The following is a 24,329-nucleotide window of genomic DNA, read 5'->3' on the forward strand; positions in this document are numbered from 1 at the left end:
TAGTGTGGGGTTTCCCCATGTGAGAGTAGGACATCGCCAGGCTTTAAATTTAGTTTTTGCCTTTTTAAGAAGGTGAAGACAAAAGTTAAGAGAGCCCGTTTGAAAAAGCGGGCTTTTTTAGTCCTCACGGACACAGATAATGTGCTGATATGGCTCAGTCGGTAGAGCGCATCCTTGGTAAGGATGAGGTCCCCAGTTCGATTCTGGGTATCAGCACCATTTACTGTTTGTTTTACGCTTTAAATCAAAGCTTAAAACAAAACGTAAAGAATTTTGCTTGGCGACCATAGCGCTTTGGACCCACCTGATTCCATTCCGAACTCAGAAGTGAAACAAAGTAGCGCCGATGGTAGTGTGGGGTTTCCCCATGTGAGAGTAGGACATCGCCAGGTTCTTATTTAGACTCAAGAGTCTAACCAGTGCGGAGCGGTAGTTCAGTTGGTTAGAATACCGGCCTGTCACGCCGGGGGTCGCGGGTTCGAGTCCCGTCCGCTCCGCCACTTATTTAAAAACCCAGTCTTCGGACTGGGTTTTGTCGTTTTAAAGCTCAAAAATGTTCCCTTTCAGGGAATGAGTCCCGGTTGCCCGCAACCCCGGCCGTCAGCCACTTATTCCAGACCTCAGCAGAAATGCTGGGGTCTTTTTGTATTTACGATATTATTTTGGTCTACGACCAACGAGTCCCGCTTGTGTGCAAGCCCAGCCGCTCCGCCACTTATTTAAAAACCCAGTCTTCGGACTGGGTTTTGTCGTTTTAAAGCTCAAAAATGTTCCCTTTCAGGGAATGAGTCCCGGTTGCCCGCAACCCCGGCCGTCAGCCACTTATTCCAGACCTCAGCAGAAATGCTGGGGTCTTTTTGTATTTACGATATTATTTTGGTCTACGACCAACGAGTCCCGCTTGTGTGCAAGCCCAGCCGCTCCGCCACTTATTTAAAAACTCAGTCTTCGGACTGGGTTTTGTCGTTTTAAAGCTCAAAAATGTTCCCTTTCAGGGAATGAGGCCCGGTTGCCCGCAACCCCGGCCGTCAGCCACTTATTCCAGACCTCAGCAGAAATGCCGGGGTCTTTTCGTATTTACGATATTATTTTGGTCTGCGACTAACGAGTCCCGCTCGTGTGCGAGTCCAATTGAGCGCAAGCTCAGCCGCTTCAACACTTATCTAGAAATTCAGCCTTCGTGCTAGCTTTTACCGTTTTAGGGAATATGATTTTCGTTTATAGGAAAGTAAGGCTCGCAAGGTTTTGTCTGTAGCCTACAAGCCCAACTATTTATTCAGATATACGCCCCTAGTCTATCCACCCTTATTGAAAATCTACTCTGTCATTTGGTTACGTTTGAGATGCCCTCTAATGCTTTATCTATCAAGGAGTGGGGCATTCAATAACACCAAGCTTATGACCCATCAAATGGTTACCTTCTTCAATAATAGCTATCTTTGTTGGTGTCTCTTATCGGTATCACCGGCTAACCCTACTGGGTCATCACTTCTCATATTTACGCTGAAGAAAACTTTGTTTGCTTTACTCTTATTTGTCAGAAGGATTAACCTAGTAAAGGTTCTTATGGGAGTACAACCTAATGATGCAGCAGATAAAAAGTGAAACGCTAAGAGTCTTATTCGAAAGCCTGTCTTCTCAAGATGGGATTGCCGTTATTAACCCTGCGACTGAGCAAGAACTGATTCGCTTAAAGCCTAGCTCTTTGGATGAGTTAGATGTGCAAATAGAAGCGTGCAAATCGGCTCAAGTTGAGTGGGCAAAACTCAGCGCTAAAGCACGTTCAGCTTCCCTAAAAAAGTGGTTCCAATTACTTGTAGAGCATACGGAAGACATCGCGAACATCATTACTTTAGAACAAGGTAAACCCCTTACTGAAAGTCGTGGAGAAGTCGCATACGGCGCATCTTTTGTTGAATGGTTCGCAGAAGAGGCTAAACGCACTTATGGTGAGGTTATTCCAGCCCCAGTGGTAGATAGACGCCTCTCTACCATCAAACAACCTGTCGGCGTGTGTACAGCGATTACACCATGGAACTTCCCTATTGCAATGATCACTCGAAAAGCGGCTCCTGCTCTGGCTGCGGGATGTGGGATGATCATTAAACCTTCTGAATTAACGCCTTTGACTGCTCTGGCTGTGGTGGAGCTTGCTCATCGGGCTGGTATCCCCAAAGCTCTATTGTCTACCGTTGTTTCTGAACAGGCGGCAGAGTTCGGTTTGGTATTAAGTACCGATCCGCGTATTAAGAAGATCTCTTTCACTGGTTCGACACGTGTCGGTAAGATCTTAATGAAACAAGCAAGTGATACGGTTAAAGCCGCTTCTATGGAATTGGGTGGTAACGCACCTTTTATTGTTTTTGAGGATGCAGATTTAGAAGCTGCAGCGAATGGCTTAATTGCTTCCAAGTTTCGTAATGCTGGACAAACCTGTGTGTGTACCAACCGCTTGTATGTACATCAAAGTGTGAAAGAGGCGTTCTTAACTAAGCTTCTTGATAAAGTGGCAAGCCTGGCGGTCGGTAATGGTCTTGAGGAAAATACAACCCTTGGTCCTGTTATCACTATGGCTTCTAAGCATCGTCTAGAGGCGGTAGTCGATCAGGCAGTACAAGAAGGAGCAACAATACTTAACCAGCCTCAAAAACTCACTGGGCGCTTTATGGAGCCTGTTATCTTAGATGATGTCGAACAAGGTATGGCGATCGTGCAACAAGAGTTGTTTGGTCCGGTTTTGCCAGTCATTAGTTTTGATGACGATGAACAAGTGCTCTCGATGGCGAATGACACCGAGTATGGTTTAGCTTGCTACTTCTATACCGATAGCTTGAAACGCATTATCCGATTTAGTGAAGGTTTGGAATACGGCATGGTAGGGATAAACGAAGGGATTATCTCTACGGAAGTTGCGCCGTTTGGTGGTATCAAAGAATCTGGCATTGGTCGTGAGGGTGCTAAACAAGGTATCGATGAGTACCTAGAGACGAAGTATATCTGCCTTGGAGGTTTGAGCTAACCTTCTCACGAGACAAAGACGGAAGCTGGGTATATCACCTGGCTTTTTGTTTATTGAGATAAAGGTAGATGAAGAGGGGAGCTGTGAGTTTTCTTCAGATGCAAAAAAGCCGCATCAAGTGATGCGGCTTTTTATAATATGGCTCCTCCTACTGGACTTGAACCAGTGACCTGCGGATTAACAGTCCGTCGCTCTACCAACTGAGCTAAGGAGGAACAGATTTTATTAAGTGGTGCCGACTACCGGAATCGAACTGGTGACCTACTGATTACAAGTCAGTTGCTCTACCTACTGAGCTAAGTCGGCACATTTTCGTTAATAAGTAATCGACTTACTAACTGAAAGATGGCTCCTCCTACTGGACTTGAACCAGTGACCTGCGGATTAACAGTCCGTCGCTCTACCAACTGAGCTAAGGAGGAATTATCTTGTTTAAGAATAAATGGTGCCGACTACCGGAATCGAACTGGTGACCTACTGATTACAAGTCAGTTGCTCTACCTACTGAGCTAAGTCGGCGTACCGTTATTCTTTTTATTGTTCGTGTAAGACACCAACAATTTTAAATTGTGGTGCCCGGAGGCGGAATCGAACCACCGACACGAGGATTTTCAATCCTCTGCTCTACCGACTGAGCTATCCGGGCGACGAGGTGTATTAAAAGGCTTTTCCGCTTTCACGTCAACAATAAAATTAAAATAAAATATCGTTTGATGAATTTGTGCTCGGAGTGGGCTGTTTTTATGCGTTTTTAACAGGAATGCACCATATTTTAAGCCTTGATTATGATAGGAGCATGAGTTCGCTTGCTAAATAAATACCATAAAAACAAAAAAGCACGTCCGAAAACGTGCTTTTTATTGAACAATTGACTTTAAACTAGTGCTTTACTGAGAACTTGTTCACCCAACCTTCAAGCTCATTCGCTAAAGACGCCAATGTCTGTGTGCTTGATTGGCTTTCTGTGACTACCGTGTTGAGCTGGCTACCGCTTTCTTCGATAAGGTTAATGCGATGCGCAATATCATCACTTACCTGAGTCTGCTCAGCGGCTGCTGTTGCGATTTGCTGGCTCATGGCCGTGATGGACTCTAGTGCAGTTACTATCTGTTGTAGCGCTTCTGAGGCGTTCATAGACTCGGTTACTGTGCTTTCGCTAGTTTCGGCACAAATCTCCATCGTATGGATAGCGTTACGCGAACCTTCCTGAAGGTTAGAAATCATCTGTTGAATCTCTTTTGTGCTGTCTTGTGTGCGTCCTGCTAGGTTGCGAACCTCGTCTGCTACTACCGCAAAGCCTCGACCTTGTTCACCCGCACGAGCTGCTTCAATGGCGGCATTCAACGCCAGTAGGTTAGTTTGCTCAGCAATGTCGCCGATTACGTCGAGAACTTTCACAATACTGTTAACATCTTGGTCAAGATCCGCAACGGCTTTACTGGCTGTATTGAGCTGGGTCGCCAAGCCTTGAATATTATCTACCGTACTGTGGATCAATGATTGCGTGTGTTGGCTCTGCTTGTCTGCTTCATCGGTGTTATGTGCCGTGTCACTTGCCGAACTTGCAACATGGTTGGCTGAAGAAGCCATTTCTGTCATCGCTGTTGCGATCATCGCCGTCGATTGCTGCTGAGACATGGTCAAATCAGCAATAGAGTTAGAGCGCGATTCTACCGCTGATAGCTCTGAACGTAATGCGTGCATTGACGCGTCTAGATTGGTGACCATCTTAGCTAACGATTGACTCATCTCTTGCACCGCACCATAGATACTGTCTTTAGGGGCTGTGTATTCAAAGCTGGTTTGGATATTACCCTGAGCGACGGCCTGAACCGCCTCACGAACGTCATTCGGCTCACCACCAAGAAGGTTAAGCATCTTGCGAATAGAGATGATCAAGCCACCTAGGATTGCGCCAGCGATAACAAGACATAGGGTTAGCTGCCATTGTGCAGTAGACCAGAAACGTGCATTTACTTCATTGAATCCAATGCCGGTACCTACAACCCAGTTCCAATGTGGTGTTTTTTCTGCAATCGAGTGTTTTTCTTCGATGGTGCCGTCAGGCAATTTTTGTGTCCAGGTGTATTCAACGATTTGGCCTGTCTTACGACCTAGCACGTCCAAGATCAGCTGACCGACACTATTGCCATCACCGTCTCGAAAGTCATGGAAGCTAGTGCCATGCAATTGAGGGTCTAAAGGGGCTGCCACAAATAACATGTTCTCATCAGCAACATAAACGTATTCGTTGTCTTTGTAGATATTGTTGCGAAGTAGGCGAGTCGCGAGTGCTTTAGCCTCATCTTCAGGCATTTTGCCTTCTACCGCCATTTTCTCTACTTCAGTTAGAATGCTATAAGCACTCTTGAATAGCTCTGTCACTCGAGCTTTGTTATCAAGGTTACTTGCGACGCGAAGTGTCCAAAGACCCGTTGCAGTTAATGCAAGCAGGGCAATTAGTATGATGGCCGATAATAAATAGGCTTGAGTTTTTAATTTCATAGTTAGCTCACAAAGCGTGTTCGTACTATGCAATGCATAGCTTATAAAGGGGCGTAATAATAAATTCATATTATTGAACTTGTATACACGCGCCTATCTGCGAGTGATGAAACTATGATTTGGATTAAATTTTTAGCGTGAAATAAGTGTTTTATATCAAATGAACTAGACGTTAATAGGGTTGTTTCTTGAAGGCGTTGAGGGAGAAGTTTCGACGGAACTAGAAAATAGGGGGAGAGTTTTGGATATTGCAGATAAGAAAAAAGCCAAGTCCGAAGACTTGGCTTTCTAAATTGGCTCCTCCTGCTGGGCTCGAACCAGCGACCTGCGGATTAACAGTCCGTCGCTCTACCAACTGAGCTAAGGAGGAACTATTCTGTTTGTGTCTTACTGTAAGCAAGTGCACCAAATATGGTGCCTCGAGGCGGAATCGAACCACCGACACGAGGATTTTCAATCCTCTGCTCTACCGACTGAGCTATCGAGGCAAAAGAATGGTGCCGACTACCGGAGTCGAACTGGTGACCTACTGATTACAAGTCAGTTGCTCTACCTACTGAGCTAAGTCGGCACACTTTATTCTTTTTAGAAGAGTTAGACTCTTCATTTTTAGAATCTCATTTACATGAAATCCTAGAAGTTGGCTCCTCCTACTGGACTTGAACCAGTGACCTGCGGATTAACAGTCCGTCGCTCTACCAACTGAGCTAAGGAGGAACTATTCTGTTTGTGTCTTACTTTAAGCAAGCGCACCAAATATGGTGCCTCGAGGCGGAATCGAACCACCGACACGAGGATTTTCAATCCTCTGCTCTACCGACTGAGCTATCGAGGCAAAAGAATGGTGCCGACTACCGGAATCGAACTGGTGACCTACTGATTACAAGTCAGTTGCTCTACCTACTGAGCTAAGTCGGCATACCGTATTCTTTTACTAACTGTTCGTGCTAGGCACCAACAATTTAGAAATTGTGGTGCCCGGAGGCGGAATCGAACCACCGACACGAGGATTTTCAATCCTCTGCTCTACCGACTGAGCTATCCGGGCAACGGAGCGCTATTAAACGGATTTTCCCGCTTTGCGTCAACCACTTTTTTTAAATAATTTCAAAAAAGTGGTTGTTCGAACGATTTTTATTCAACTGTCGAGAAAAAGTTTACCCTGCGTTAAATTCCTTTTTGAAATTTGTAACTTTTTCTAGGTATCGGCGTGCTTCAGCGTTCGGGTGTTTCTTTGTTAACGCCCAATAAACTTGATTTGGCTGTAAAGAATTTAAATCTTTCATTGCACGTTTGCGATCGGTGCGATGGAAAGTGTTCAAAACACCACCAGTTCCGCCGTTGTAAGCGGAAATCATGCTGTACTCCAAAGATGTTGGATGCTGGACATCTTTCAAATAACGATTTTTTAGAATGTAAAAGTAAGCCGTTCCGGTATCAATATTGTTTTCTGGGTTAAACAAATATTCAGGACTAGGCTGACCTGACCGGTTCTTCACCAATTTAAAAACATCACGGCCGGCTGTTTTTGGAACTACTTGCATCAAACCATAGGCGTTGGCCCAGCTTACTGCATACGGGTTAAAGCTACTTTCGGTTTTGATGATGGCGTAAATTAGATCTTCAGGGATGTCGTATTTTTTCGACGCACGACGCACGATATCTGCATATTGGTAACTGCGTTGTGAGAAATGGTCTTCCACCATTGGAATTTCAACGTAGTAGGCTTTTTTAAAGTCAACGTCTTTGGTTTTTACTTGGTTAGCAATCAAGTAATCGGCAAAGCGATTCGCGCGCCATGACCATTGAATGGGCTTTTTGTCTTGATCAACGACCTGATTGTAAAGAAATGGCTGTCCTTCTAATTTGATCTCTTTAGAAGAGAATAGATCGACATTGGCTGGATCATCTGGGGTTAAAAGTGTCGTGATGATGGCGTTTTTCAGGTGCTTTTGTGGCTCCGTCGGAGAAACCGTTTCGATGGTTATCACACCTTTTTGGAAATCGACCTCGGCACGACTTAAGTAGTTATCGATGTATTTTACGTAATTGCTTTTACCTGCAACCTTTACCTCGCGTTGGCCCCAGCGCTTTTTGATGTTTCCTGAGAAGCTGCTGATCAACGCATCTAAAGCATCGGTGTCTTTTTCGAATTGTCCTGGCAGCTCAGCTAGGTTGTTCGCAAAGCGGTTCGTCGGCTCGTAATCAACGTCATAAATTTTTTCGACAAACTCACGGCTGCAACCTGCCATTAAAAGGGCAGTAACGATAAAGGCAATTTTTTTCATAATTATTTAGGTAGCTTTTTCGGCTCGAATATAAAAATGACATCACAAGTTTGGTTGTGATGTCATTGTTTTAAAACAAGTTTGATTTATTCGCTTGGTGGCGTGTAGCCTTCAATATGAACCTCTTTGCCTTCGAAAAGGAAGTTCACCATTTCTGTTTCAAGCTGTTTACGGTGCTCTGGATCCATCATGTTGAGCTTCTTCTCGTTGATCAACATCGTTTGTTTCTGTTGCCATTGAGCCCAAGCTTCTTTCGAGATGTTATCGAAAATGCGTTTACCTAGTTCACCTGGGTAAAGTTGAAAGTCTAGACCTTCGCCTTCTTTCTTTAGTCGAGCACAAAAAACAGTGCGGCTCATAATGACTCCTTGCAATTAATTAACGAAGTTCGTGGGGTAGCGCTTCCAGTAGCAGTTTTACTGGCGCAGCCAAACCGACTTCTTCAGGTTTAGATAAGTTATACCAAAGACCTTTGTTACCTTCCATCACCACATTGGGTTGCTTTGACAGGTCAATCAAAATCGGCGTGATATCGAGGTGATAATGGCTGAATGTATGACGAAACGTAATCAGAGTTTCTTGATGTCTAATATCGTCAGTTTGAATACCACGTTGTTCCAGTAGTAATTCAATATCGCTCTCTACATCAATATGCTCAGTTTGTGGGAAACAAAAGAGTCCGCCCCAAATTCCCGTCTGCGGTCTTTGCTCTAACCACACTTCGTGACTATCACCATTTTTGTGATGCAGCATAACGAAACGTGTTTGCTTAACCGGTTTGTCTTTTTTCGGCTTCTTACCCGGATAATCAAGCACATTACCTTGTTTCTTTGCGACACAAAGATCGCTGACTGGGCACAAGGTGCACTTAGGCTTGCTGCGAGTACACATCATGGCACCCATATCCATCATGGCTTGATTGTACTTGTCGACGTCTGTTTGTGGCGTGTGCGTTTCTGCGATTTCCCACAATTGATTTTCAACTTTCTTTTGTTCCGGCCATCCATCAACAGCAAAGCAGCGTGAAAGCGTGCGCTTTACGTTGCCGTCCAATATCGCATGTGGCTGTTTATAGACAGAGGAGAGTACTGCGGCTGCGGTTGAACGACCAATACCCGGCAGTGCGTTCATTTGCTCAATATCTAATGGAAACTCGCCATTATATTTATGGGCGACTTCTTTAGCCGCTTTATGAAGATTGCGAGCACGTGCGTAATAACCTAAGCCGGTCCAAAGGTGCAGTACTTCATCTTGCTCAGCATTCGCGAGATCGACGACAGTCGGAAAGCGTTCTAAAAAACGCTGGTAATAAGGAATAACCGTAGTGACCTGAGTTTGCTGAAGCATGATTTCAGACAACCAGACACTATACGCGGTCTTGTTTTGTTGCCATGGAAGCTCTTTTCTTCCATATGCGTCATACCATTCTAAGATGGCGTTTGCGAAAGGTGTCACGACTTGCTCTGTATTCTATTATTGGTTAGGAGCAAAATTGCACCACAGATTGTGGTGTAAGTACAACAGATAAACTGTGGGGATATTGTGTCTGATTTGTTTGCTTTTGGGCTGCTATAGTCCGATAGCTCAACAAATACTTGCACCTAAGTGAATTCTTTGGATAATCCCCGCTTTGATTAATCAATGTGCAGGCAAAATCAATGAGTGAAGTAACCACTAACGAATACAACGAAGACGGAAAAATGATCCGTAAAATCCGCAGTTTCGTGCGTCGCGAAGGTCGTCTAACCAAGGGCCAAGAAAGTGCGATGAACGAATGCTGGCCAACAATGGGTATCGATTACAAAGCAGAACTTCTTGATTGGAAAGAAGTATTTGGTAACGATAACCCAGTAGTGCTTGAGATCGGTTTTGGTATGGGCGCTTCATTGGTTGAAATGGCAAAGAACGCGCCAGAGAAAAACTTCATCGGTATCGAAGTTCATAGTCCAGGCGTTGGTGCTTGTCTTGCTGACGCACGCGAAGCGGGTATCACGAACCTACGCGTAATGTGTCACGATGCGGTAGAAGTATTCGAACACATGATCCCAAATGGCAGCCTAGCAACGCTGCAATTGTTCTTCCCAGACCCATGGCACAAAAAGCGTCACCACAAGCGTCGTATCGTACAACTCGAGTTCGCTGAAATGGTTCGCCAGAAGCTTATCCCTAACGAAGGTATCTTCCATATGGCGACTGACTGGGAAAACTACGCTGAACACATGATTGAAATCATGAACCAAGCACCTGGTTTCGAAAACATTGCAGAAGGCGGTGATTTCATCCCTCGCCCTGAAGAGCGTCCACTGACTAAGTTCGAGGCTCGTGGTCACCGTCTAGGTCACGGTGTATGGGATATTAAATTCAAGCGCACTGCATAACTAAGGAGCCAGTAGATGTACCACTACGCGATATTAGCGAATCCGGGTCACAACCGAATTTACTTTGATAGCGCAATGACCATTGCATGTTCCGAGCTAAAAGCAATTTTGGCTTCTGAAGGTGTTGAAGTGACTGAAATTGGTAACAAAGACGTCGGCTTACCTGCTGCGCTCGTGTTCTCTTGTGAAGACGCGTTAAGCGATCAGCAATCCGGTAAAATTGCCGCGTCATCTATCTACTATGCGCTATTTGAAGTGCGTGAAGATGGCTTATTACGTCCGATTCAGGCGCCTGCATTCAATACTTTCCCTGAGAGCATGAGCCAGATCCTACGTTACACCGGTAAAACGAATGAACAGTTTACGCGTTTGATGGTGAACTTAGGCGTGAGTGCGTCCAATACGGATAGTGCTCAATTAACGCTGATGGATCCAATGTGTGGTAAGGGTACAACTCTGTTTGAAGGTTTGATCCACGGCTTTAATGTAGTGGGTGTGGAGATCAACCAGAAATGGGTACAAGAGATCCAAACCTTCATCGTTAAGTTTATGAAGAACGGTCGCTTCAAGCACAAAGTGAGCAAAGAAAAGCGCACTTCTGGTGGTAAGAAGGTGGCCGATGGTTTCGTGGTTGAAGCCGCGTCAGAGAAAGAAGAGTACAACAAAGGTAATCTTCAGACGATGAAGCTGTATTCAGCAGACACGCGAATTGCCGATCAAGTGGTTAAGAAGAACTCTGTTGATGTGATGGTGTCTGATTTGCCTTACGGTGTGCAACACGGTAGCAAAAACGCAAAAGACAGCAAATTGAATCGTAGCCCTCTGGAGCTGTTACAAGAAGCTCTGCCTGCATGGAAAGTGGTGCTGAAAAAGCAAGGTTCGGTCGTGCTGTCTTTCAATGAGTTCACTCTGAAATGGAAGGACGTGGCGGCATTATTTGAAGAGCAAGGGTGGAAGGTACTTTCAGAAGAGCCTTACATCGGTTATCTTCACCGTGTTGATCAGTCCATCAACCGCAACATCATTGTGGCAATAAAACCATAATCGACTTGAGTCGAATAAATTCCATGGAAAAGCCAACGTCCGCGTTGGCTTTTTTTACCTCTGAACTCAGCCATTTGGGTTCTTGTGACAAGAAGGTAGAAGATGAAACCTACAGCGCAAATTTTGACAGACATTCTAGCGGAAGTTCGCCCTTTAATTGGTCAAGGAAAAGTCGCCGATTACATTCCCGCATTGGCAAAAGTACCCAATACCAAACTGGGTATTGCGGTATACACCAATGAAGGTGAAGTGATTAAAGCGGGCGATGCAGAAGAGTCGTTTTCGATTCAGTCGATCTCAAAAGCGTTGAGCCTGACTCTGGCTATGTGCTTGTACAAGCAAGAAGAGATCTGGTCTCGTGTAGGTAAAGAGCCTTCTGGTCAGGCGTTTAACTCGATGATCCAGTTAGAGATGGAGCTGGGCATCCCACGTAACCCGTTCATTAACGCCGGTGCTATTGTAGTTGCTGATTTGCTGCAAAGTCGTCTCTCAGCGCCGCGTCAGCGTCTATTGGAATTTGCTCGTCAGTTATCTGGTGATACTCATATCGTGTATGACAAAGTCGTAGCGGCTTCAGAAATGATGCATGGCGACCGCAACGCTGCGATTGCTTACCTGATGCGCTCATTTGGTAACTTTGAAAACGAGGTTATTCCGGTATTGCAAAACTACTTCCATGCCTGCGCTTTAAAGATGAGTTGTGTGGATTTGGCAAAGACCTTTAGCTACTTAGCGAATAAAGGCACATCGGTACAAACGGGTAAATCAGTGGTCTCGGCGGTGCAGACAAAACAGTTGAATGCGCTATTGGCCACGTGTGGTTTGTACGATGGTGCTGGTGAATTTGCATACCGCGTTGGTATGCCGGGTAAATCTGGTGTCGGTGGTGGCATCATCGTTATTGTCCCAGGTGAGATGACGATTGCAGTATGGTCTCCGGAGCTTGATGCTTCGGGTAACTCGTTGGCAGGTACTAAAGCGCTTGAGTTACTTTCAGAGCGTATTGGTCGTTCGATTTTCTAAGGAAAAGAGACGAGAAGCGAGAACGGATCGCGTCCTTTGGAATCGCTTCGTTTTAGAGGCTTTAGAGAAAGAAGTGTTACAACGAATAAAAGAAAGGGTTGGCGTTTGTGCGCCAACCCTTTGTTATTTTTAGCAGAGACAAAGGCTGTATTGGCTTGGTCGAATATATCCATAGCCGTTTCAGCGAATCTCTCGGAGTGAAGCGTTCTTTAGGACACAGTCCGTTCCCAAATCTCGAATCTGCTCTTATTCCTCTTCCACCATAAAGGCTTCAAGCAAGTCATTCAGGAACAGCTTACCTTTCTCGGTAATTTGCCAGTGAGTCTCTGTTTCACTCAGATAGCTCATCTCAAGCGCCCAATCGATAGTCTCTTGAATTGAGCTCAACGGAAGACCTGTCGTATCGATGTAGTCTTGTTTCGGGCACGCTTCCATTAAGCGGAAACGGTTCATAAAGAACTCAAACGGACGATCTTCATCAGCCACAAGCTGTTCACTATCTAGGTACGGCTTCACCATATTTTGGTATGCCATCAAATAGCCACGTGGGTGTTTGACCTTAGTGGTACGAACGATGCGACCATCAGCAAAGCTCAGCTTGCCGTGTGAGCCACAGCCAATGCCAAGGTAGTCACCAAAGCGCCAGTAGTTTAGGTTGTGCTGACACTGATAGCTAGGCTTGCTGTAACCAGAAATCTCGTACTGAACGTAACCTGCCGTTGCGAGCTTCTCATGTCCTTGCTCGAAGATATCCCACAAGTCATCGTCATCTGGCAAAGTCGGTGGCTTGTAGTAGAACATGGTGTTTGGTTCGATGGTCAGCTGATACCAAGACAGGTGCGGTGGCGCCAACTCAATCGCTTTGTCCAAATCTGCTAAGGCTTGTTCGATGCTTTGATCTGGTAAGCCGTGCATGAGATCGAGGTTAAAGCTGTTCAAACCGATTTGGTGTGCCAGCTTAGCGGCATTGACGGCTTCGTCTTGACCGTGAATGCGCCCCAAACGCTCAAGCTTCTGTTGCTCAAAGCTTTGCACGCCGATAGAGATGCGCGTTACACCAGCCTTGCGGTAGCCAGCAAAACGTTCTGCTTCGATAGTGCCTGGGTTGGCTTCCATGGTGATTTCTATTTCAGGCTTGAACGGAATACGCGCTTCAATGCCCTTAAGTAGACGCTCGATGCCTTCTGCCGAAATCAAACTCGGCGTACCACCACCAATGAAGATTGAATGCAGTGGACGTGGTGCTTCGCTCAGGCGGTATTTCTCAATATCGGTATCCAAGTCTTCAAGAAGGGCATTGATGTACTCTTCTTCTGGGGTCTCGGCTTTGAGCGCGTGAGAGTTAAAGTCGCAATATGGGCACTTTTGTACACACCATGGTATGTGTACATACAAGCTCAGTGCTGGGGGCGTTAACATGGTCTAATTCGCTCGTGATTACTGAGACACTTGCTCAGACAGTTGAGCAAACAACGATTTGAGTGCTTTACCGCGGTGAGACAGTTGTTTTTTACGTGCTGGCTCAAGTTCGGCAGACGCACAGTTGTCTTCAGGAACAAAGAAGATTGGGTCGTAGCCAAAGCCATTTTCACCGTGTGCTTCAGTTAGAATGCGACCTTCCCACTTACCGTGACAAACGATAGGGGTTGGATCGTTCTCATGACGCATCAAAACCAATACGCAGTGGAAACGAGCGGTGCGCTCTGCTTCTGGTACGCCTTCCATTGCTTTAAGTAGCTTTTCTAGGTTCTCTTGGTCAGAGGCTTTTTCACCTGCATAACGTGCAGAGTAAATGCCAGGCGCGCCTTTCAAGAAATCGACTTCTAAGCCAGAGTCGTCCGCAATCGCAGGAAGACCCGTTTCTTGTGCTGCATGGCGAGCTTTGATGATCGCGTTTTCGATGAAAGTAGTGCCAGTTTCTGCTACTTCAGATACGTTGAATTCACTTTGCGCTAATACTTCAAAACCGAAGTCAGACAGCAGATCTGCCATCTCACGAACTTTGCCTTGGTTGCCTGTTGCTAGCACTATCTTTTTCATGGTCGTCTCTTTCTGTAGCGATAAAGGGAGAACGTAGTGTTCTCCCCGATTAAATTGGTTCTAGAGTTATGATGTTCTAAAAGCTTTTAGAACATCACAACCCAATTACTCTTCGACATAAAATTTCTGGGTGAATTTAAGCTTACCTGAGCCTTTGTTTCCAGCTTTAACGTCAATATCGAAGGTAAAAGTTTCTTCGTTGGTAATGCCAAGTTCAGCTAAGTAGTAAATCGCATTACCTTCTTTTACTTCTCGGAAGGTGAGTTTCTGCGTTTGGCCAATCAAGTTCTTCGCTTGACCAGTGATTTTTGCGTCAACTGCTGGTTTACCTAGTGAGGCGCTGTCTAATACGCTGATGTTCACTACTGCATTATAGCCATTACGCTTGATGTCGTAGCTACGAGCGATCTTTGACGTCAGAAAGGTAGAGTTAAACGCAACATAGTGAACTTCGATGTCTTTCATGGTTTTGAACTGACCTGCCATGCTTGGTAAAGATAAAAGGCTGATCAATAGGGCGGTAATCCATTTGCTCATTATCACTTCCTCGAATCGGGCGTTTTATTATTGGTACGAATTTCGTAAATAAAAAGCCATCAAATGATGGCTTTAATTTCTGTTGGTATTTGTACTGGGGATTCTATCCGAATTTGTTTATGACGTCCCAGTTCACCTTTTTCTATGTGAACCAAACCTTTAGCAACTTTAAATTGTTTGGCTAAAAACTTGGTTAGGTGTGCATTCGCTTTACCATCGACAGGCGGTGCGGTGATGGCAATTTTAAGCTCTTCACCATGCAAGCCGACGACCTTGTCGCGGCTCGCTTTTGGTTGAATATAGAGTTTGAGAATGACATCCTCGCCATCGAGCCAAACGGCGGCTGACATTATAGTTGGTACCAGATTGGACCAATCACGTCACCCATTAGGAAGTTCGCGAATTGTAGACCGATAAACAATACGAGTACGCTTAAATCAAAACCACCCATCGCAGGTAGGATACGGCGAATTGGTGCGAGCATTGGTTCTGTTAATTGATGGAATACGTACTCGATTGGGCTGCGACCTTGGCTTACCCAGCTTAGAATGGCACGGATCAATAGAACCCAGAACAGCAAACCTCCAGCGGCTTTAACTAATGATAACAAACCTAGGAATAGGAAATCGGCACTGAAAGAAACCGAACCACTTGATGCAATCAGGATCAATGCAACGAACTTAAGTACGCACAGTACGTAAGCAAAAAGCACTGTCGCTAGATCGATACCACCGACAGAAGGGATGACTCGACGTAATGGCCCCACAACTGGCTGTGTTGCTTTAACGATAAACTGCGAGAATGGGTTGTAGAAATCTGCACGGGCAGCTTGCAACCAAATACGCAAAATGACGACCATGATGTACAGGTCAAATAGGGTTGAGATGAGAAAACTCATTGAATTCATAAGGTACCCTTAACAAGTAAAGAACGACACGCCCTAGTTGTGCCGTTCAGATAATTAAAACAGTTTTTCCATTTCTTCAGCGCGAGCAACCGCAGCTTGCATTGCTTTCGCCACAATATCAGACAGTTGATGTTCGTTGAACGTACGTAGCGCTTCTGCCGTTGTGCCACCTTTTGATGTCACGTTCTCGCGTAGCGTTGAAAGTTCAGTTTCTGGATTTTCCACTACCATGCTTGCAGCGCCAAGTGCTGCTTGCTGAACTAACATGCGTGCGGTGTCTTTATCGAAGCCTTGAGCAATCGTTTCAGCTTGCATCGCTTCCATAAATAGGAAGAAGTACGCCGGTGCACTGCCTGCTGCTGCAATAACGTTGTTGATGCCCGATTCTTGCCCAATCCAACATACCTTACCGCATGCTTGCATTAGTTCTGTTGCGAAGGCTTTGTCTTGTTCTGATACAGATTCAGGCGCATATAGACCACTCATACCCAGACCAAGTTGGGATGGTGTGTTTGGCATCACGCGAACCAAGTTGAGCTTATTCGCTAACATGCCATCCAAACGTGAACAGTTGATACCTGCTGCGATAGAGATAACCAGTTTGTTGCTGAAGTCGATAGATTGCAGTGGTGTACACACTTCCTCCATCATTTGTGGCTTCACAGACAATACCACCACGTCCGCTTCCGTTGCTGCTGCGATGTTATCGCTGGTGGTACGGATACCAAAGTCTTGCTCAAGAGGCTGGCGGCGCGTCTCAGATGGCGCGGTTGCGATAATGTTTTGAGCAGGGTAGCCATTAGCGACGAGACCCGAGACAATGGCTCTCACCATGTTCCCTGCGCCGATGAAGGCAATCTTTTTATGTTCCATATGTCTGATTTCCAAATATAAATTCTTACAATTTGTTGTGCGCACGGGTGTATAATCGCACCACTTTGCTCTGACTGCCCAAAGAAAGGCCGTCAGACCCAAGTTCACAGTGTCTGGCAACAATACGCTTTTATTGCTGTTTGCCGTAGTCTCGTGCGCCAAAAATAGCGGTGCCGATGCGAACCATAGTACTGCCCGCTTCTATAGCAGCATCCATGTCACCGCTCATGCCCATAGAGAGCGTGTCGACATCTGGGTACTGCTGAGCTAGCTTGTGCTTAAGTTCAGATAATTGTTTGAACGCTCGCAGTTGTGATTCGTAATCTGGCACGTTAGCAGGAATCGACATCAACCCTCTTAACGTGAGGTTTGGAAGGCGAGAAATCAACTCAGCCAGCTCGAATATTTCTGCATCGTTGACGCCAGATTTAGAATCTTCACCACTGGTGTTTACTTGAATCAGCACTTGTAACGGTTTTAGCTCACTTGGGCGCTGGTCATTTAAACGTTGAGCGATCTTAGCGCGATCAATGGTGTGAACCCAATCGAAATGTTCAGCGACAGGACGTGATTTATTGGACTGAATTGGCCCAATGAAGTGCCATTCGATTCGATAATCTGGATAATGCTCGGCAAAGTGCTGAACTTTACTGACGCCCTCTTGGACGTAGTTTTCACCAAACGCCACTTGGCCTGATTGGTAGGCTTCGAGAACCGCCTTGACAGGTTTAGTTTTGCTTACTGCTAAAAGTTGCACTGACTCTGGAGAACGGCCACATTTTTGTTCGTCGTGTCGAATTTGAGAGGTGATATGTTCAATGTTTTGTTGAATACTACTCATAGCTGTACTTTAGACTTAAGGATTTTAAATGGATATCACTGAGTTACTGGATTTTAGTGTAAAACATAATGCTTCGGATCTACATCTTTCTGCAGGTGTACCACCAATGGTTCGTATTGATGGTGATGTGAGAAAACTGGGCATTCCAGCGTTTACACACCAAGAAGTGCACCGTTTGGTTTTTGAAATCATGAACGATGCGCAGCGCAGTGAATTCGAAGAAAAACTCGAAGTCGATTTCTCATTTGAATTGCACAATGTTGGCCGTTTTCGTGTCAACGCCTTCAACCAATCTCGTGGCTGTGCGGCGGTGTTCCGTACCATCCCAAGTAGCATTCCAACACTGGAAGAGCTAGAAGCGCCAGAGATCTTCAAAAAGATTGCTAACGCAGAAAAAGGTTTAGTACTGGTTACCGGTCCAACAGGTTCGGGTAAATCGACAACCTTGGCTGCCATTGTTGACTACATTAACCGTAATCACAACAAGCATATTCTTACAATTGAAGATCCTATTGAATTTGTTCACAACAACAATAAGTGTTTGATCAACCAACGTGAAGTACACCGTGATACGCATAGCTTCCAAAATGCGCTTCGCAGCGCGCTACGTGAAGACCCGGATGTCATTCTAGTTGGTGAGATGCGTGACAAAGAAACTATCAGTTTGGCGCTGACGGCTGCTGAAACGGGTCACCTTGTTTTCGGTACGCTGCATACTAGCTCAGCAGCGAAAACCATCGACCGTATTATCGACGTATTCCCAGGTAGTGACAAAGACATGGTGCGTTCGATGCTGTCGGAGTCGTTGCGTTCGGTTATTGCGCAAAAGCTGCTTAAGCGAAATGGTGGAGGCCGTATTGCTTGTCATGAGATCATGATGGCAACGCCAGCAATCCGTAACTTGATCCGCGAAGATAAAGTGGCGCAGATGTACTCGATCATTCAAACCGGAGCGGCACATGGCATGCAAACCATGGAGCAAAATGCCCGTCAGTTGATGGCTCAAGGTATGGTATCGCGTGAAGAAGTCGACAAGAAAGTCGAAATCGAAGCGCAGCAATTCTCGTAACGATCACATAGGTAATAGCGAACCCGGAAGATGGATCTGAATAAATTTCTCGAAGGCATGCTGGCGTTAAAAGCGTCGGATCTTTATATCACGGTTGGTGCGCCGATCTTATTTCGTGTGGATGGCGAACTGCGTCCGCAAGGGGATAAGTTGAGTGAAAATGACGTAGCCATGCTGCTCGATAGTGCAATGGATCCAGAGCGACGTCAGGAGTTTCGTAAAAGTCGAGAATCAAACTTTGCGATTGTCCGAGATTGTGGCCGCTTCCGTGTTAGTGCTTTCTTTCAGCGAGAATTACCTGGTGCGGTGATTCGTCGTATCGAAACCAACATTCCTACGTTTGAACAGCTTAAGCTGCCTTTAGTGTTGCAAGATCTTGCGATAGCGAAACGTGGCTTAGTGCTGGTGGTTGGTGCTACAGGTTCCGGTAAGTCGACCACTATGGCGGCGATGACGGGTTACCGTAACAGCAATAAAACAGGTCACATTCTGACAGTTGAAGATCCAATCGAATTTGTGCACGAGCACAAGCGTTGTATCGTGACTCAGCGTGAAGTTGGATTGGATACCGACAGCTATGAAGTAGCGTTAAAGAACTCATTACGCCAAGCGCCTGACATGATTTTGATTGGTGAGATCCGTAGCCGCGAAACGATGGAATACGCGATGACCTTTGCCGAGACTGGTCACTTGTGTATGGCTACATTGCACGCGAATAACGCAAACCAAGCACTTGAGCGTATTTTGCACCTAGTGCCAAAAGATCAGAAAGATCAGTTCCTGTTTGATCTGTCGATGAACTTAAAAGGCGTAGTAGGTCAACAGCTGATCCGTGATAAAAACGGTCAAGGACGTCATGGCGTGTTTGAGATTCTGCTAAATAGTCCACGAGTTTCTGATCTGATCCGTCGCGGTGATCTGCATGAGTTAAAAACCACCATGGCACGCTCTAATGAATTCGGGATGCTGACGTTTGATCAGTCGCTCTATAAATTGGTGATGCAAGGCAAGATCAGTGAAGAAGATGCATTGCACAGTGCGGATTCAGCTAACGATCTGCGTTTGATGTTGAAGACGCAACGCGGTGAAGCCTTCTCTACAGGCACGCTGGCGAACGTTAAGATCGATATGGATTAATACCAATCGTAGTAAATAACTGGTCATTCTAGCTTGTTAAAATACTCGATAACTGCGTTGCAATTTTTGATTGTAGAATAACTACTTATCGAAAAATTGCGCCTTGTTCTCAAGCATTTTCCCTACGCTATTTCTGATCACTTATTTAATGTGATTGGTATAATCTACTCCAGAAATGAAAAAGGTTGGCAGAAGCCAACCTTTTTTCTTTGTGCTTGAATGTCTACTCACCCCAAAGGTTTTCAAACCAACTTTCAAGAATCACCACCGCTGACTGACAGTCGATGTTGCCCTTCGATAACGCTTTGTAGCCACCCATACTGAATAAATCAGCACGAGCCTCTGCTGTCGACAGACGTTCGTCATGCAACTCAACAGGTAAGCCATATCGGCCTTGAAGGCGGTTGGCGAACTTTTTCGCTCGTGGCGTAATGGTTTCTAGATCTTTCCCGTGCAGGTCAGTCGGTAAGCCAACAACCAATAAGTCTGGTTGCCATTCTTTGATTTGTTTTTCGATATCATCCCAGTTTGGAATGCCATCATTGGCTTTAAACGCTTTTAATGGTGAAGCGGTGCCAGTAATTTCTTGGCCAATCGCGCTACCAATACTCTTGGTGCCAAAATCAAAGGCCATAACAGTGCGTGACATAATGTGTCTCGAATCTCAATTGGGTGGAAAACTTAACGTATTACGCAAGTGGGTTATGCATGTCCGGCGTCAGAAGATAACTGGCTCGGATCGATACCTAGCTTTTCGACGGCTTTTTTCCAACGATCGATAATAGGAGTATCGAAGATGATCTCTGGTGTGGCTTCAATCGTCAGCCATGAGTTTTCAGCCAGTTCGGTTTCTAACTGACCAGCACTCCAACCTGAATAACCTAACGCAACAAGATAGTCACTTGGTTCTGCCTCTGTGCCGAGTACCGACAGGATGTCTTTGGAAGTGGTGACAGCCAGTTCGTCAGTCATTTGAATGCTCGATTCGTAATAATCTTTTGGTTTATGCAAAATAAAACCACGATCTTCAGAAACAGGGCCGCCATTATAAACAGGCCTGTCCAAACTCGCTTCAAACAGGCGCGGGTGAACAGGTTGTACTTCGACCTGCTTGAGCATGCTACCTACTGTAATATCAACCGGAGCATTGATCATTAGCCCCATCGCACCTTCTTCATTGTGCTCACAGACATAGATAACACTATTCTGAAAGTAGGGGTCTTTCATTCCCGGCATAGCAACTAAGAAATAGTTTGTGAGGTTCATTCTCATTTCGACCTTTCAGTAGGTACTTAAGCAAACGTCACGCACTGATATGTGCATGAGTTTGCTTAAGTTAATGTTCAACGCTCTCTATTAACTGTACTACAGTTTGAGTTATTCGCCTTTGATACGACGTTCGATCGCATCCATGAGCTTACCAGTGATAGAAATATCAAATGCTGCTTCAATTTCACGAATACACGTTGGGCTGGTGACGTTGATTTCCGTTAGCTTGTCGCCAATCACGTCAAGGCCAACAAAGATAAGACCTTTTTCTTTCAATGTTGGTGCGACGGCTTGTGCGATTTTCATGTCAGTTTCACTCAGTGGACGAGCTTCACCGGTACCACCAGCAGCCAAGTTGCCGCGCGTTTCGCCTTTTGCAGGGATACGAGCTAGGCAGTAAGGCATTGGTTCACCATCAACCACAAGAATACGCTTGTCACCATTGCTGATGTCAGGTACGAAGGTTTGCGCCATTGCGTAGTTTTGGCCGTGGTTAGTCAGCGTTTCGATGATCACAGATACGTTTGGATCGTTCTCTTTTACGCGGAAGATAGATGCACCACCCATGCCATCAAGTGGTTTTAGGATCACATCACCATGCTCTTCACGAAAAGCTTTAATCTTCTCTGCTTTTCGCGTCACGATAGTAGTTGGTGTGAGTTCAGGGAACCAAGCCGTGAACAGTTTCTCGTTACAGTCGCGTAGGCTTTGTGGTTTGTTAACGATCAGTGCACCTTGTTCTTCAGCACGTTCAAGGATGTAAGTCGCGTAGATGTACTCAGTGTCGAATGGAGGATCTTTACGCATCAGAACCGCATCTAACTCAGAAAGCTCGATAGTTTGCTCTGATTTGAATTCGTACCAGCCAGTTGGATCTTCTTTTAATTCAACCACTTTGGTATCCGCAATTGCTTTACCTTGGTCTAGGTGAAGATCATTCATTTCCATGTAGTGGATTTCGTAACCGCGGCGCTGCGCTTCAAGCATCATGGCAAAGCTAGAGTCTTTCTTGATGTTAATGGACGAGATTGGGTCCATAACAATACCGAGTTTGATCATTGTTTTTCTCCGTTTTAACCAAGATCGCCGAAACGAACTTGTAAGGCTGTAATTGCGGTAAGAGCCGCAGTCTCGGTGCGCAGTACGCGAGGACCGAGTAGCGTTTCTTCAAATTGATGTTCGCGTGTCATGCCGATTTCTTCTGAAGATAGACCGCCTTCAGGGCCAATCAATAGCCGTACTTTTTCGACAGGCGTTGGCAGGGTATTGATTGAGTACTTTGCTCGTGGGTGAAGGTTCAGTTTTAAACCGTCGTACGCTTCTTGACACCATTCTTCCAAACTCATGATTGGACGGATCTCAGGCACGACATTGCGACCACATTGTTCACAAGCGCTCACTGCGATTTTTTGCCATTGAGCGAGTTTCTTCTCGAAGCGTTTTTGATCTAGCTTTACGCCACAACGTTCAGAGATAAGAGGTGTGATTGTATTAACACCAAGCTCAACAGACTTTTGGATCGTGAATTCCATCTTATCGCCGCGAGAAATAACCTGACCAAGATGCAGATCTAAAGGTGACTCAATGTTGCTTTCTACACGCTCGGTTAATTCAACCATCACATTCTTTTTCGTGACTTCACTAATCACGGCTGGAAATTCTGCGCCACTGCCATCGAAAAGGAGGACTTCTTGTCCCTCTTTCATGCGAAGGACTCGGCCAATGTGGCCTGCTGCATCTTCACTTAAAGCGAGTGCGCCAAGTTGTTGAATGGTTTCTGGATGATAAATTCGAGGGATACGCATCGTGTTTCGATTTCCTGCATACGCGAGTGTTTAGACACTAACATGGATGCTTTCCACCGAAAAAACAAGGGGCAAGAGGCGTTTCCATTTGCAGTAAATAGTTACGCCTCAATTAGCACAAGTTTGCCGCTGTATTTTTGAGGGGAATTACAGTGCTCGACAAGCCTCTTGTACAAATGGGTTATGGTTGCCTTGAACCTTTGAAATGCGCTCGTCACGCTCACATTCCCACTTGTCGACAGGGTAGGTTTTGTTCCACGCACTCATTAACTGAGTTTGTTGCTTAGACAGTTTGAAGCCGTACTCTTTGCTCATGTATAGGTAGGTGCGAGCAATCGAGCCACGAGCGCGGTCTGGTGGCATGACTTTACGTTGCTTGAAGTTAACCTGCATTTCACAGCGGCCATAGCTGACACCGTCCATACCATTCCACTGACTGAAATTGTAATTAGAACGATCGCCGTTCACTTCCCCAATAGCTGGTGTCAGGTTATGAAGGTCGGCTTCCATTGATTTGAAAACTTTGTCGTTTCTTGTGCAGTTTTTGCGTCCGCCATCTTGCCAGCACTGACGCTGGTGGCCGAATTGCCAAGCTGGGACCACGTGCTCCCACTCGATACGAGAAGCACGTTTTTCTTGTTTACGCACTTGGTAGCCACAAGAAGCAAGGTCCGGTACACCTTTCTTACCTTGCCAGTTGATATCACAGCCACAGTAGAAACTGGTTGGATGATCTTTGTATATTTTAACCGCTTCACGTTTTGCCGCAGAGAAAGAGGTCGGTGGCGCAGCAATTACGGCATTAGAAAGCGCAAACAGGAATAAAGAGAACAGGTATTTCATGATTAAAGTCTTTATAAAGTATGACTTTATTCATTCTAACATGCAGAAATTAGCTTTAGTAATGAGTGTGTTAACAATAATGGGCAAAAAGAGGCCGTTTGAGAACGACAATCTCTGTTTTAGGAATCTGAATATTTCTATTGAGGAGAGTTAAGAGAGTTGAGTACCAGTGAAGCTTAATGGTTTTCGACACTTTTGGCAGGAATAGACGGCCTCTTTACGCATGACTTTATTGTGGCGTCGAATTGAGAGCGGATAGGCGGTGCAAGCGCAGCGGTACTCAAAGGTCTTACCTTGCACAGAGGCGATATCGAAGCTGTGAGTTGTTTTAGCTGGCACGTTAAAAATGGCTTCCATCACACCTTGCCATTCTTTTCCGTGAGGGCGAACACGACCGTATACTTGGTACGTAATGAGATGTGCTACTTCATGTGGTATCACTTCTTTTAGAAAAGCTTGCGGGTTTTCTTTAAAAAGCTTTGGATTTAGACGAACTTCATTCAATTGTAGGTAAGCTTTGCCTGCCGCTTTACCACGAACATTAAATGTGACTGCGGGCATCGGAAAAGAACGTTTGAATGCTTGCTCTGCCTTCGTGATGCAACCTGCCATCACTTGTTTGGCTTTGTAGCTCAGCTCTATATCCACACTTACCTCATTATATTTAATAAAAATGTATGGTCCGCCCCGTTATTGCAACTACAATTTAGTAATAACGAAGTTGGTTTGCGCTAATGTATTCGGAGTCCAC

General features: G+C 45.5%; 23 protein-coding genes, 14 tRNA genes and 1 rRNA gene. 9 read left to right on the plus strand and 29 right to left on the minus strand.

Annotated features, from left to right (window positions below; all coding sequences use genetic code 11):
- Nucleotides 1-143: 143 nt before the first annotated feature.
- The 4 genes from OQJ86_RS23310 (at nt 144) to OQJ86_RS23325 (ending at nt 3,019) form a co-directional block, all read left to right on the plus strand.
- Nucleotides 144-219: transfer RNA gene (locus tag OQJ86_RS23310), tRNA-Thr, on the plus strand.
- Between the two features lie 57 nt (nt 220-276).
- Nucleotides 277-392 (plus strand): 5S ribosomal RNA (gene rrf, locus OQJ86_RS23315).
- 31 nt (nt 393-423) lie between these two features.
- A tRNA-Asp gene (locus OQJ86_RS23320) sits at nt 424-500 on the plus strand.
- Between the two features lie 1,082 nt (nt 501-1,582).
- Nucleotides 1,583-3,019, plus strand: coding sequence for an NAD-dependent succinate-semialdehyde dehydrogenase (locus tag OQJ86_RS23325; RefSeq protein ID WP_265991378.1), 1,437 nt, complete (start codon nt 1,583-1,585; stop codon nt 3,017-3,019).
- 139 nt (nt 3,020-3,158) lie between these two features.
- Here the strand turns inward: OQJ86_RS23325 and OQJ86_RS23330 are convergent.
- The 16 genes from OQJ86_RS23330 to mutY all read right to left on the minus strand — a co-directional run bounded on the left by OQJ86_RS23330 (nt 3,159) and on the right by mutY (nt 9,267).
- A tRNA-Asn gene (locus OQJ86_RS23330) sits at nt 3,159-3,234 on the minus strand.
- 15 nt (nt 3,235-3,249) lie between these two features.
- Nucleotides 3,250-3,325, minus strand: a tRNA-Thr gene (locus OQJ86_RS23335).
- A 40-nt stretch (nt 3,326-3,365) separates the two neighbouring features.
- Nucleotides 3,366-3,441, minus strand: a tRNA-Asn gene (locus OQJ86_RS23340).
- A gap of 21 nt (nt 3,442-3,462) precedes the next feature.
- Nucleotides 3,463-3,538, minus strand: a tRNA-Thr gene (locus OQJ86_RS23345).
- 51 nt (nt 3,539-3,589) lie between these two features.
- Nucleotides 3,590-3,665 (minus strand) — tRNA-Phe (locus OQJ86_RS23350).
- Nucleotides 3,666-3,898: 233 nt separating this feature from the next.
- The gene (locus tag OQJ86_RS23355; protein WP_038870628.1) at nt 3,899-5,524 is read right to left on the minus strand and encodes a methyl-accepting chemotaxis protein; all 1,626 of its coding nucleotides are present in this window, start codon (nt 5,522-5,524) and stop codon (nt 3,899-3,901) included.
- Between the two features lie 294 nt (nt 5,525-5,818).
- A tRNA-Asn gene (locus tag OQJ86_RS23360) sits at nt 5,819-5,894 on the minus strand.
- Between the two features lie 42 nt (nt 5,895-5,936).
- Nucleotides 5,937-6,012 (minus strand) — tRNA-Phe (locus OQJ86_RS23365).
- A gap of 7 nt (nt 6,013-6,019) precedes the next feature.
- A tRNA-Thr gene (locus OQJ86_RS23370) sits at nt 6,020-6,095 on the minus strand.
- Nucleotides 6,096-6,165: 70 nt separating this feature from the next.
- Nucleotides 6,166-6,241: transfer RNA gene (locus OQJ86_RS23375), tRNA-Asn, on the minus strand.
- A 42-nt stretch (nt 6,242-6,283) separates the two neighbouring features.
- Nucleotides 6,284-6,359: transfer RNA gene (locus OQJ86_RS23380), tRNA-Phe, on the minus strand.
- Between the two features lie 7 nt (nt 6,360-6,366).
- A tRNA-Thr gene (locus tag OQJ86_RS23385) sits at nt 6,367-6,442 on the minus strand.
- Nucleotides 6,443-6,496: 54 nt separating this feature from the next.
- Nucleotides 6,497-6,572: transfer RNA gene (locus tag OQJ86_RS23390), tRNA-Phe, on the minus strand.
- Nucleotides 6,573-6,681: 109 nt separating this feature from the next.
- Nucleotides 6,682-7,812, minus strand: coding sequence for a membrane-bound lytic murein transglycosylase MltC (gene mltC / locus OQJ86_RS23395; protein ID WP_038873214.1), 1,131 nt, complete (start codon nt 7,810-7,812; stop codon nt 6,682-6,684).
- Nucleotides 7,813-7,898: 86 nt separating this feature from the next.
- The gene (locus OQJ86_RS23400; protein WP_005436530.1) at nt 7,899-8,171 is read right to left on the minus strand and encodes an oxidative damage protection protein; all 273 of its coding nucleotides are present in this window, start codon (nt 8,169-8,171) and stop codon (nt 7,899-7,901) included.
- 19 nt (nt 8,172-8,190) lie between these two features.
- Nucleotides 8,191-9,267, minus strand: coding sequence for an A/G-specific adenine glycosylase (gene mutY, locus OQJ86_RS23405; RefSeq protein ID WP_265991381.1), 1,077 nt, complete (start codon nt 9,265-9,267; stop codon nt 8,191-8,193).
- Between the two features lie 203 nt (nt 9,268-9,470).
- Between mutY and trmB the strand changes: the two genes are divergently transcribed.
- The 3 genes from trmB to glsB all read left to right on the plus strand — a co-directional run bounded on the left by trmB (nt 9,471) and on the right by glsB (nt 12,257).
- Nucleotides 9,471-10,190 (plus strand): tRNA (guanosine(46)-N7)-methyltransferase TrmB, encoded by a 720-nt coding sequence (gene trmB / locus OQJ86_RS23410; protein ID WP_038880400.1) that lies wholly within the window; start codon nt 9,471-9,473, stop codon nt 10,188-10,190.
- A 15-nt stretch (nt 10,191-10,205) separates the two neighbouring features.
- On the plus strand, nt 10,206-11,234 hold the full coding sequence (locus OQJ86_RS23415; protein ID WP_265991385.1) for a TRM11 family SAM-dependent methyltransferase: 1,029 nt from the start codon (nt 10,206-10,208) through the stop codon (nt 11,232-11,234).
- 102 nt (nt 11,235-11,336) lie between these two features.
- Entirely contained in the window at nt 11,337-12,257 is a 921-nt protein-coding gene (gene glsB, locus OQJ86_RS23420) for a glutaminase B (protein WP_265991387.1), read from the plus strand.
- A 246-nt stretch (nt 12,258-12,503) separates the two neighbouring features.
- Here the strand turns inward: glsB and hemW are convergent, their stop codons facing one another.
- The 7 genes from hemW to OQJ86_RS23455 all read right to left on the minus strand — a co-directional run bounded on the left by hemW (nt 12,504) and on the right by OQJ86_RS23455 (nt 17,455).
- A complete protein-coding gene (hemW, locus tag OQJ86_RS23425) occupies nt 12,504-13,676 on the minus strand; it encodes a radical SAM family heme chaperone HemW (protein WP_265991389.1) in 1,173 nt (390 codons plus the stop codon).
- An 18-nt stretch (nt 13,677-13,694) separates the two neighbouring features.
- Nucleotides 13,695-14,297, minus strand: coding sequence for an XTP/dITP diphosphatase (locus OQJ86_RS23430; protein WP_005436525.1), 603 nt, complete (start codon nt 14,295-14,297; stop codon nt 13,695-13,697).
- Nucleotides 14,298-14,402: 105 nt separating this feature from the next.
- Nucleotides 14,403-14,834 carry a DUF4426 domain-containing protein gene (locus tag OQJ86_RS23435; RefSeq protein ID WP_038873192.1) on the minus strand — a complete coding sequence of 144 codons (432 nt, stop codon included), beginning with the start codon at nt 14,832-14,834 and terminating at the stop codon, nt 14,403-14,405.
- Between the two features lie 59 nt (nt 14,835-14,893).
- The gene (gene yggU / locus OQJ86_RS23440; RefSeq protein ID WP_265991393.1) at nt 14,894-15,184 is read right to left on the minus strand and encodes a DUF167 family protein YggU; all 291 of its coding nucleotides are present in this window, start codon (nt 15,182-15,184) and stop codon (nt 14,894-14,896) included.
- A complete protein-coding gene (locus OQJ86_RS23445; RefSeq protein ID WP_038873187.1) occupies nt 15,184-15,741 on the minus strand; it encodes a YggT family protein in 558 nt (185 codons plus the stop codon). The genes yggU and OQJ86_RS23445 overlap by 1 nt, the downstream gene beginning before the upstream one ends.
- A gap of 54 nt (nt 15,742-15,795) precedes the next feature.
- A complete protein-coding gene (gene proC, locus OQJ86_RS23450; RefSeq protein ID WP_265991395.1) occupies nt 15,796-16,614 on the minus strand; it encodes a pyrroline-5-carboxylate reductase in 819 nt (272 codons plus the stop codon).
- 130 nt (nt 16,615-16,744) lie between these two features.
- Nucleotides 16,745-17,455, minus strand: coding sequence for a YggS family pyridoxal phosphate-dependent enzyme (locus tag OQJ86_RS23455; RefSeq protein WP_265991397.1), 711 nt, complete (start codon nt 17,453-17,455; stop codon nt 16,745-16,747).
- Between the two features lie 28 nt (nt 17,456-17,483).
- Between OQJ86_RS23455 and OQJ86_RS23460 the strand changes: the two genes are divergently transcribed.
- On the plus strand, nt 17,484-18,524 hold the full coding sequence (locus OQJ86_RS23460; protein WP_038873181.1) for a type IV pilus twitching motility protein PilT: 1,041 nt from the start codon (nt 17,484-17,486) through the stop codon (nt 18,522-18,524).
- Nucleotides 18,525-18,554: 30 nt separating this feature from the next.
- A complete protein-coding gene (locus tag OQJ86_RS23465; RefSeq protein ID WP_038873178.1) occupies nt 18,555-19,661 on the plus strand; it encodes a PilT/PilU family type 4a pilus ATPase in 1,107 nt (368 codons plus the stop codon).
- A 223-nt stretch (nt 19,662-19,884) separates the two neighbouring features.
- Here the strand turns inward: OQJ86_RS23465 and ruvX are convergent, their stop codons facing one another.
- The 6 genes from ruvX to OQJ86_RS23495 form a co-directional block, all read right to left on the minus strand.
- Nucleotides 19,885-20,310, minus strand: coding sequence for a Holliday junction resolvase RuvX (ruvX, locus tag OQJ86_RS23470; protein ID WP_038868128.1), 426 nt, complete (start codon nt 20,308-20,310; stop codon nt 19,885-19,887).
- 53 nt (nt 20,311-20,363) lie between these two features.
- The gene (locus OQJ86_RS23475; protein WP_038868129.1) at nt 20,364-20,927 is read right to left on the minus strand and encodes a YqgE/AlgH family protein; all 564 of its coding nucleotides are present in this window, start codon (nt 20,925-20,927) and stop codon (nt 20,364-20,366) included.
- Nucleotides 20,928-21,038: 111 nt separating this feature from the next.
- The gene (gshB, locus tag OQJ86_RS23480; protein ID WP_042605403.1) at nt 21,039-21,989 is read right to left on the minus strand and encodes a glutathione synthase; all 951 of its coding nucleotides are present in this window, start codon (nt 21,987-21,989) and stop codon (nt 21,039-21,041) included.
- A gap of 14 nt (nt 21,990-22,003) precedes the next feature.
- The gene (gene rsmE / locus OQJ86_RS23485) at nt 22,004-22,735 is read right to left on the minus strand and encodes a 16S rRNA (uracil(1498)-N(3))-methyltransferase (RefSeq protein ID WP_038868134.1); all 732 of its coding nucleotides are present in this window, start codon (nt 22,733-22,735) and stop codon (nt 22,004-22,006) included.
- Nucleotides 22,736-22,882: 147 nt separating this feature from the next.
- Nucleotides 22,883-23,578 (minus strand): deoxyribonuclease I, encoded by a 696-nt coding sequence (gene endA, locus OQJ86_RS23490; RefSeq protein ID WP_038868136.1) that lies wholly within the window; start codon nt 23,576-23,578, stop codon nt 22,883-22,885.
- Nucleotides 23,579-23,728: 150 nt separating this feature from the next.
- The gene (locus OQJ86_RS23495; RefSeq protein WP_042605405.1) at nt 23,729-24,226 is read right to left on the minus strand and encodes a SprT family zinc-dependent metalloprotease; all 498 of its coding nucleotides are present in this window, start codon (nt 24,224-24,226) and stop codon (nt 23,729-23,731) included.
- Nucleotides 24,227-24,329: the final 103 nt, after the last annotated feature.

The sequence above is a fragment of the Vibrio sp. Sgm 5 genome (assembly GCF_026241575.1).
Taxonomy (GTDB): domain Bacteria; phylum Pseudomonadota; class Gammaproteobacteria; order Enterobacterales; family Vibrionaceae; genus Vibrio; species Vibrio jasicida.

Excerpts from the sequence above, each read along its gene's own strand:
- OQJ86_RS23325 (WP_265991378.1), top strand. The coding sequence starts at position 1,583 with ATGATGCAGCAGATAAAAAGTGAAACGCTAAGAGTCTTATTCGAAAGC.
- OQJ86_RS23355 (WP_038870628.1), bottom strand. The coding sequence starts at position 5,524 with ATGAAATTAAAAACTCAAGCCTATTTATTATCGGCCATCATACTAATT.
- mltC (WP_038873214.1), bottom strand. The coding sequence starts at position 7,812 with ATGAAAAAAATTGCCTTTATCGTTACTGCCCTTTTAATGGCAGGTTGC.
- OQJ86_RS23400 (WP_005436530.1), bottom strand. The coding sequence starts at position 8,171 with ATGAGCCGCACTGTTTTTTGTGCTCGACTAAAGAAAGAAGGCGAAGGT.
- trmB (WP_038880400.1), top strand. The coding sequence starts at position 9,471 with ATGAGTGAAGTAACCACTAACGAATACAACGAAGACGGAAAAATGATC.
- OQJ86_RS23415 (WP_265991385.1), top strand. The coding sequence starts at position 10,206 with ATGTACCACTACGCGATATTAGCGAATCCGGGTCACAACCGAATTTAC.
- glsB (WP_265991387.1), top strand. The coding sequence starts at position 11,337 with ATGAAACCTACAGCGCAAATTTTGACAGACATTCTAGCGGAAGTTCGC.
- hemW (WP_265991389.1), bottom strand. The coding sequence starts at position 13,676 with ATGTTAACGCCCCCAGCACTGAGCTTGTATGTACACATACCATGGTGT.
- OQJ86_RS23430 (WP_005436525.1), bottom strand. The coding sequence starts at position 14,297 with ATGAAAAAGATAGTGCTAGCAACAGGCAACCAAGGCAAAGTTCGTGAG.
- OQJ86_RS23435 (WP_038873192.1), bottom strand. The coding sequence starts at position 14,834 with ATGAGCAAATGGATTACCGCCCTATTGATCAGCCTTTTATCTTTACCA.
- yggU (WP_265991393.1), bottom strand. The coding sequence starts at position 15,184 with ATGTCAGCCGCCGTTTGGCTCGATGGCGAGGATGTCATTCTCAAACTC.
- OQJ86_RS23445 (WP_038873187.1), bottom strand. The coding sequence starts at position 15,741 with ATGAATTCAATGAGTTTTCTCATCTCAACCCTATTTGACCTGTACATC.
- proC (WP_265991395.1), bottom strand. The coding sequence starts at position 16,614 with ATGGAACATAAAAAGATTGCCTTCATCGGCGCAGGGAACATGGTGAGA.
- OQJ86_RS23455 (WP_265991397.1), bottom strand. The coding sequence starts at position 17,455 with ATGAGTAGTATTCAACAAAACATTGAACATATCACCTCTCAAATTCGA.
- OQJ86_RS23460 (WP_038873181.1), top strand. The coding sequence starts at position 17,484 with ATGGATATCACTGAGTTACTGGATTTTAGTGTAAAACATAATGCTTCG.
- OQJ86_RS23465 (WP_038873178.1), top strand. The coding sequence starts at position 18,555 with ATGGATCTGAATAAATTTCTCGAAGGCATGCTGGCGTTAAAAGCGTCG.
- ruvX (WP_038868128.1), bottom strand. The coding sequence starts at position 20,310 with ATGTCACGCACTGTTATGGCCTTTGATTTTGGCACCAAGAGTATTGGT.
- OQJ86_RS23475 (WP_038868129.1), bottom strand. The coding sequence starts at position 20,927 with ATGAACCTCACAAACTATTTCTTAGTTGCTATGCCGGGAATGAAAGAC.
- gshB (WP_042605403.1), bottom strand. The coding sequence starts at position 21,989 with ATGATCAAACTCGGTATTGTTATGGACCCAATCTCGTCCATTAACATC.
- rsmE (WP_038868134.1), bottom strand. The coding sequence starts at position 22,735 with ATGCGTATCCCTCGAATTTATCATCCAGAAACCATTCAACAACTTGGC.
- endA (WP_038868136.1), bottom strand. The coding sequence starts at position 23,578 with ATGAAATACCTGTTCTCTTTATTCCTGTTTGCGCTTTCTAATGCCGTA.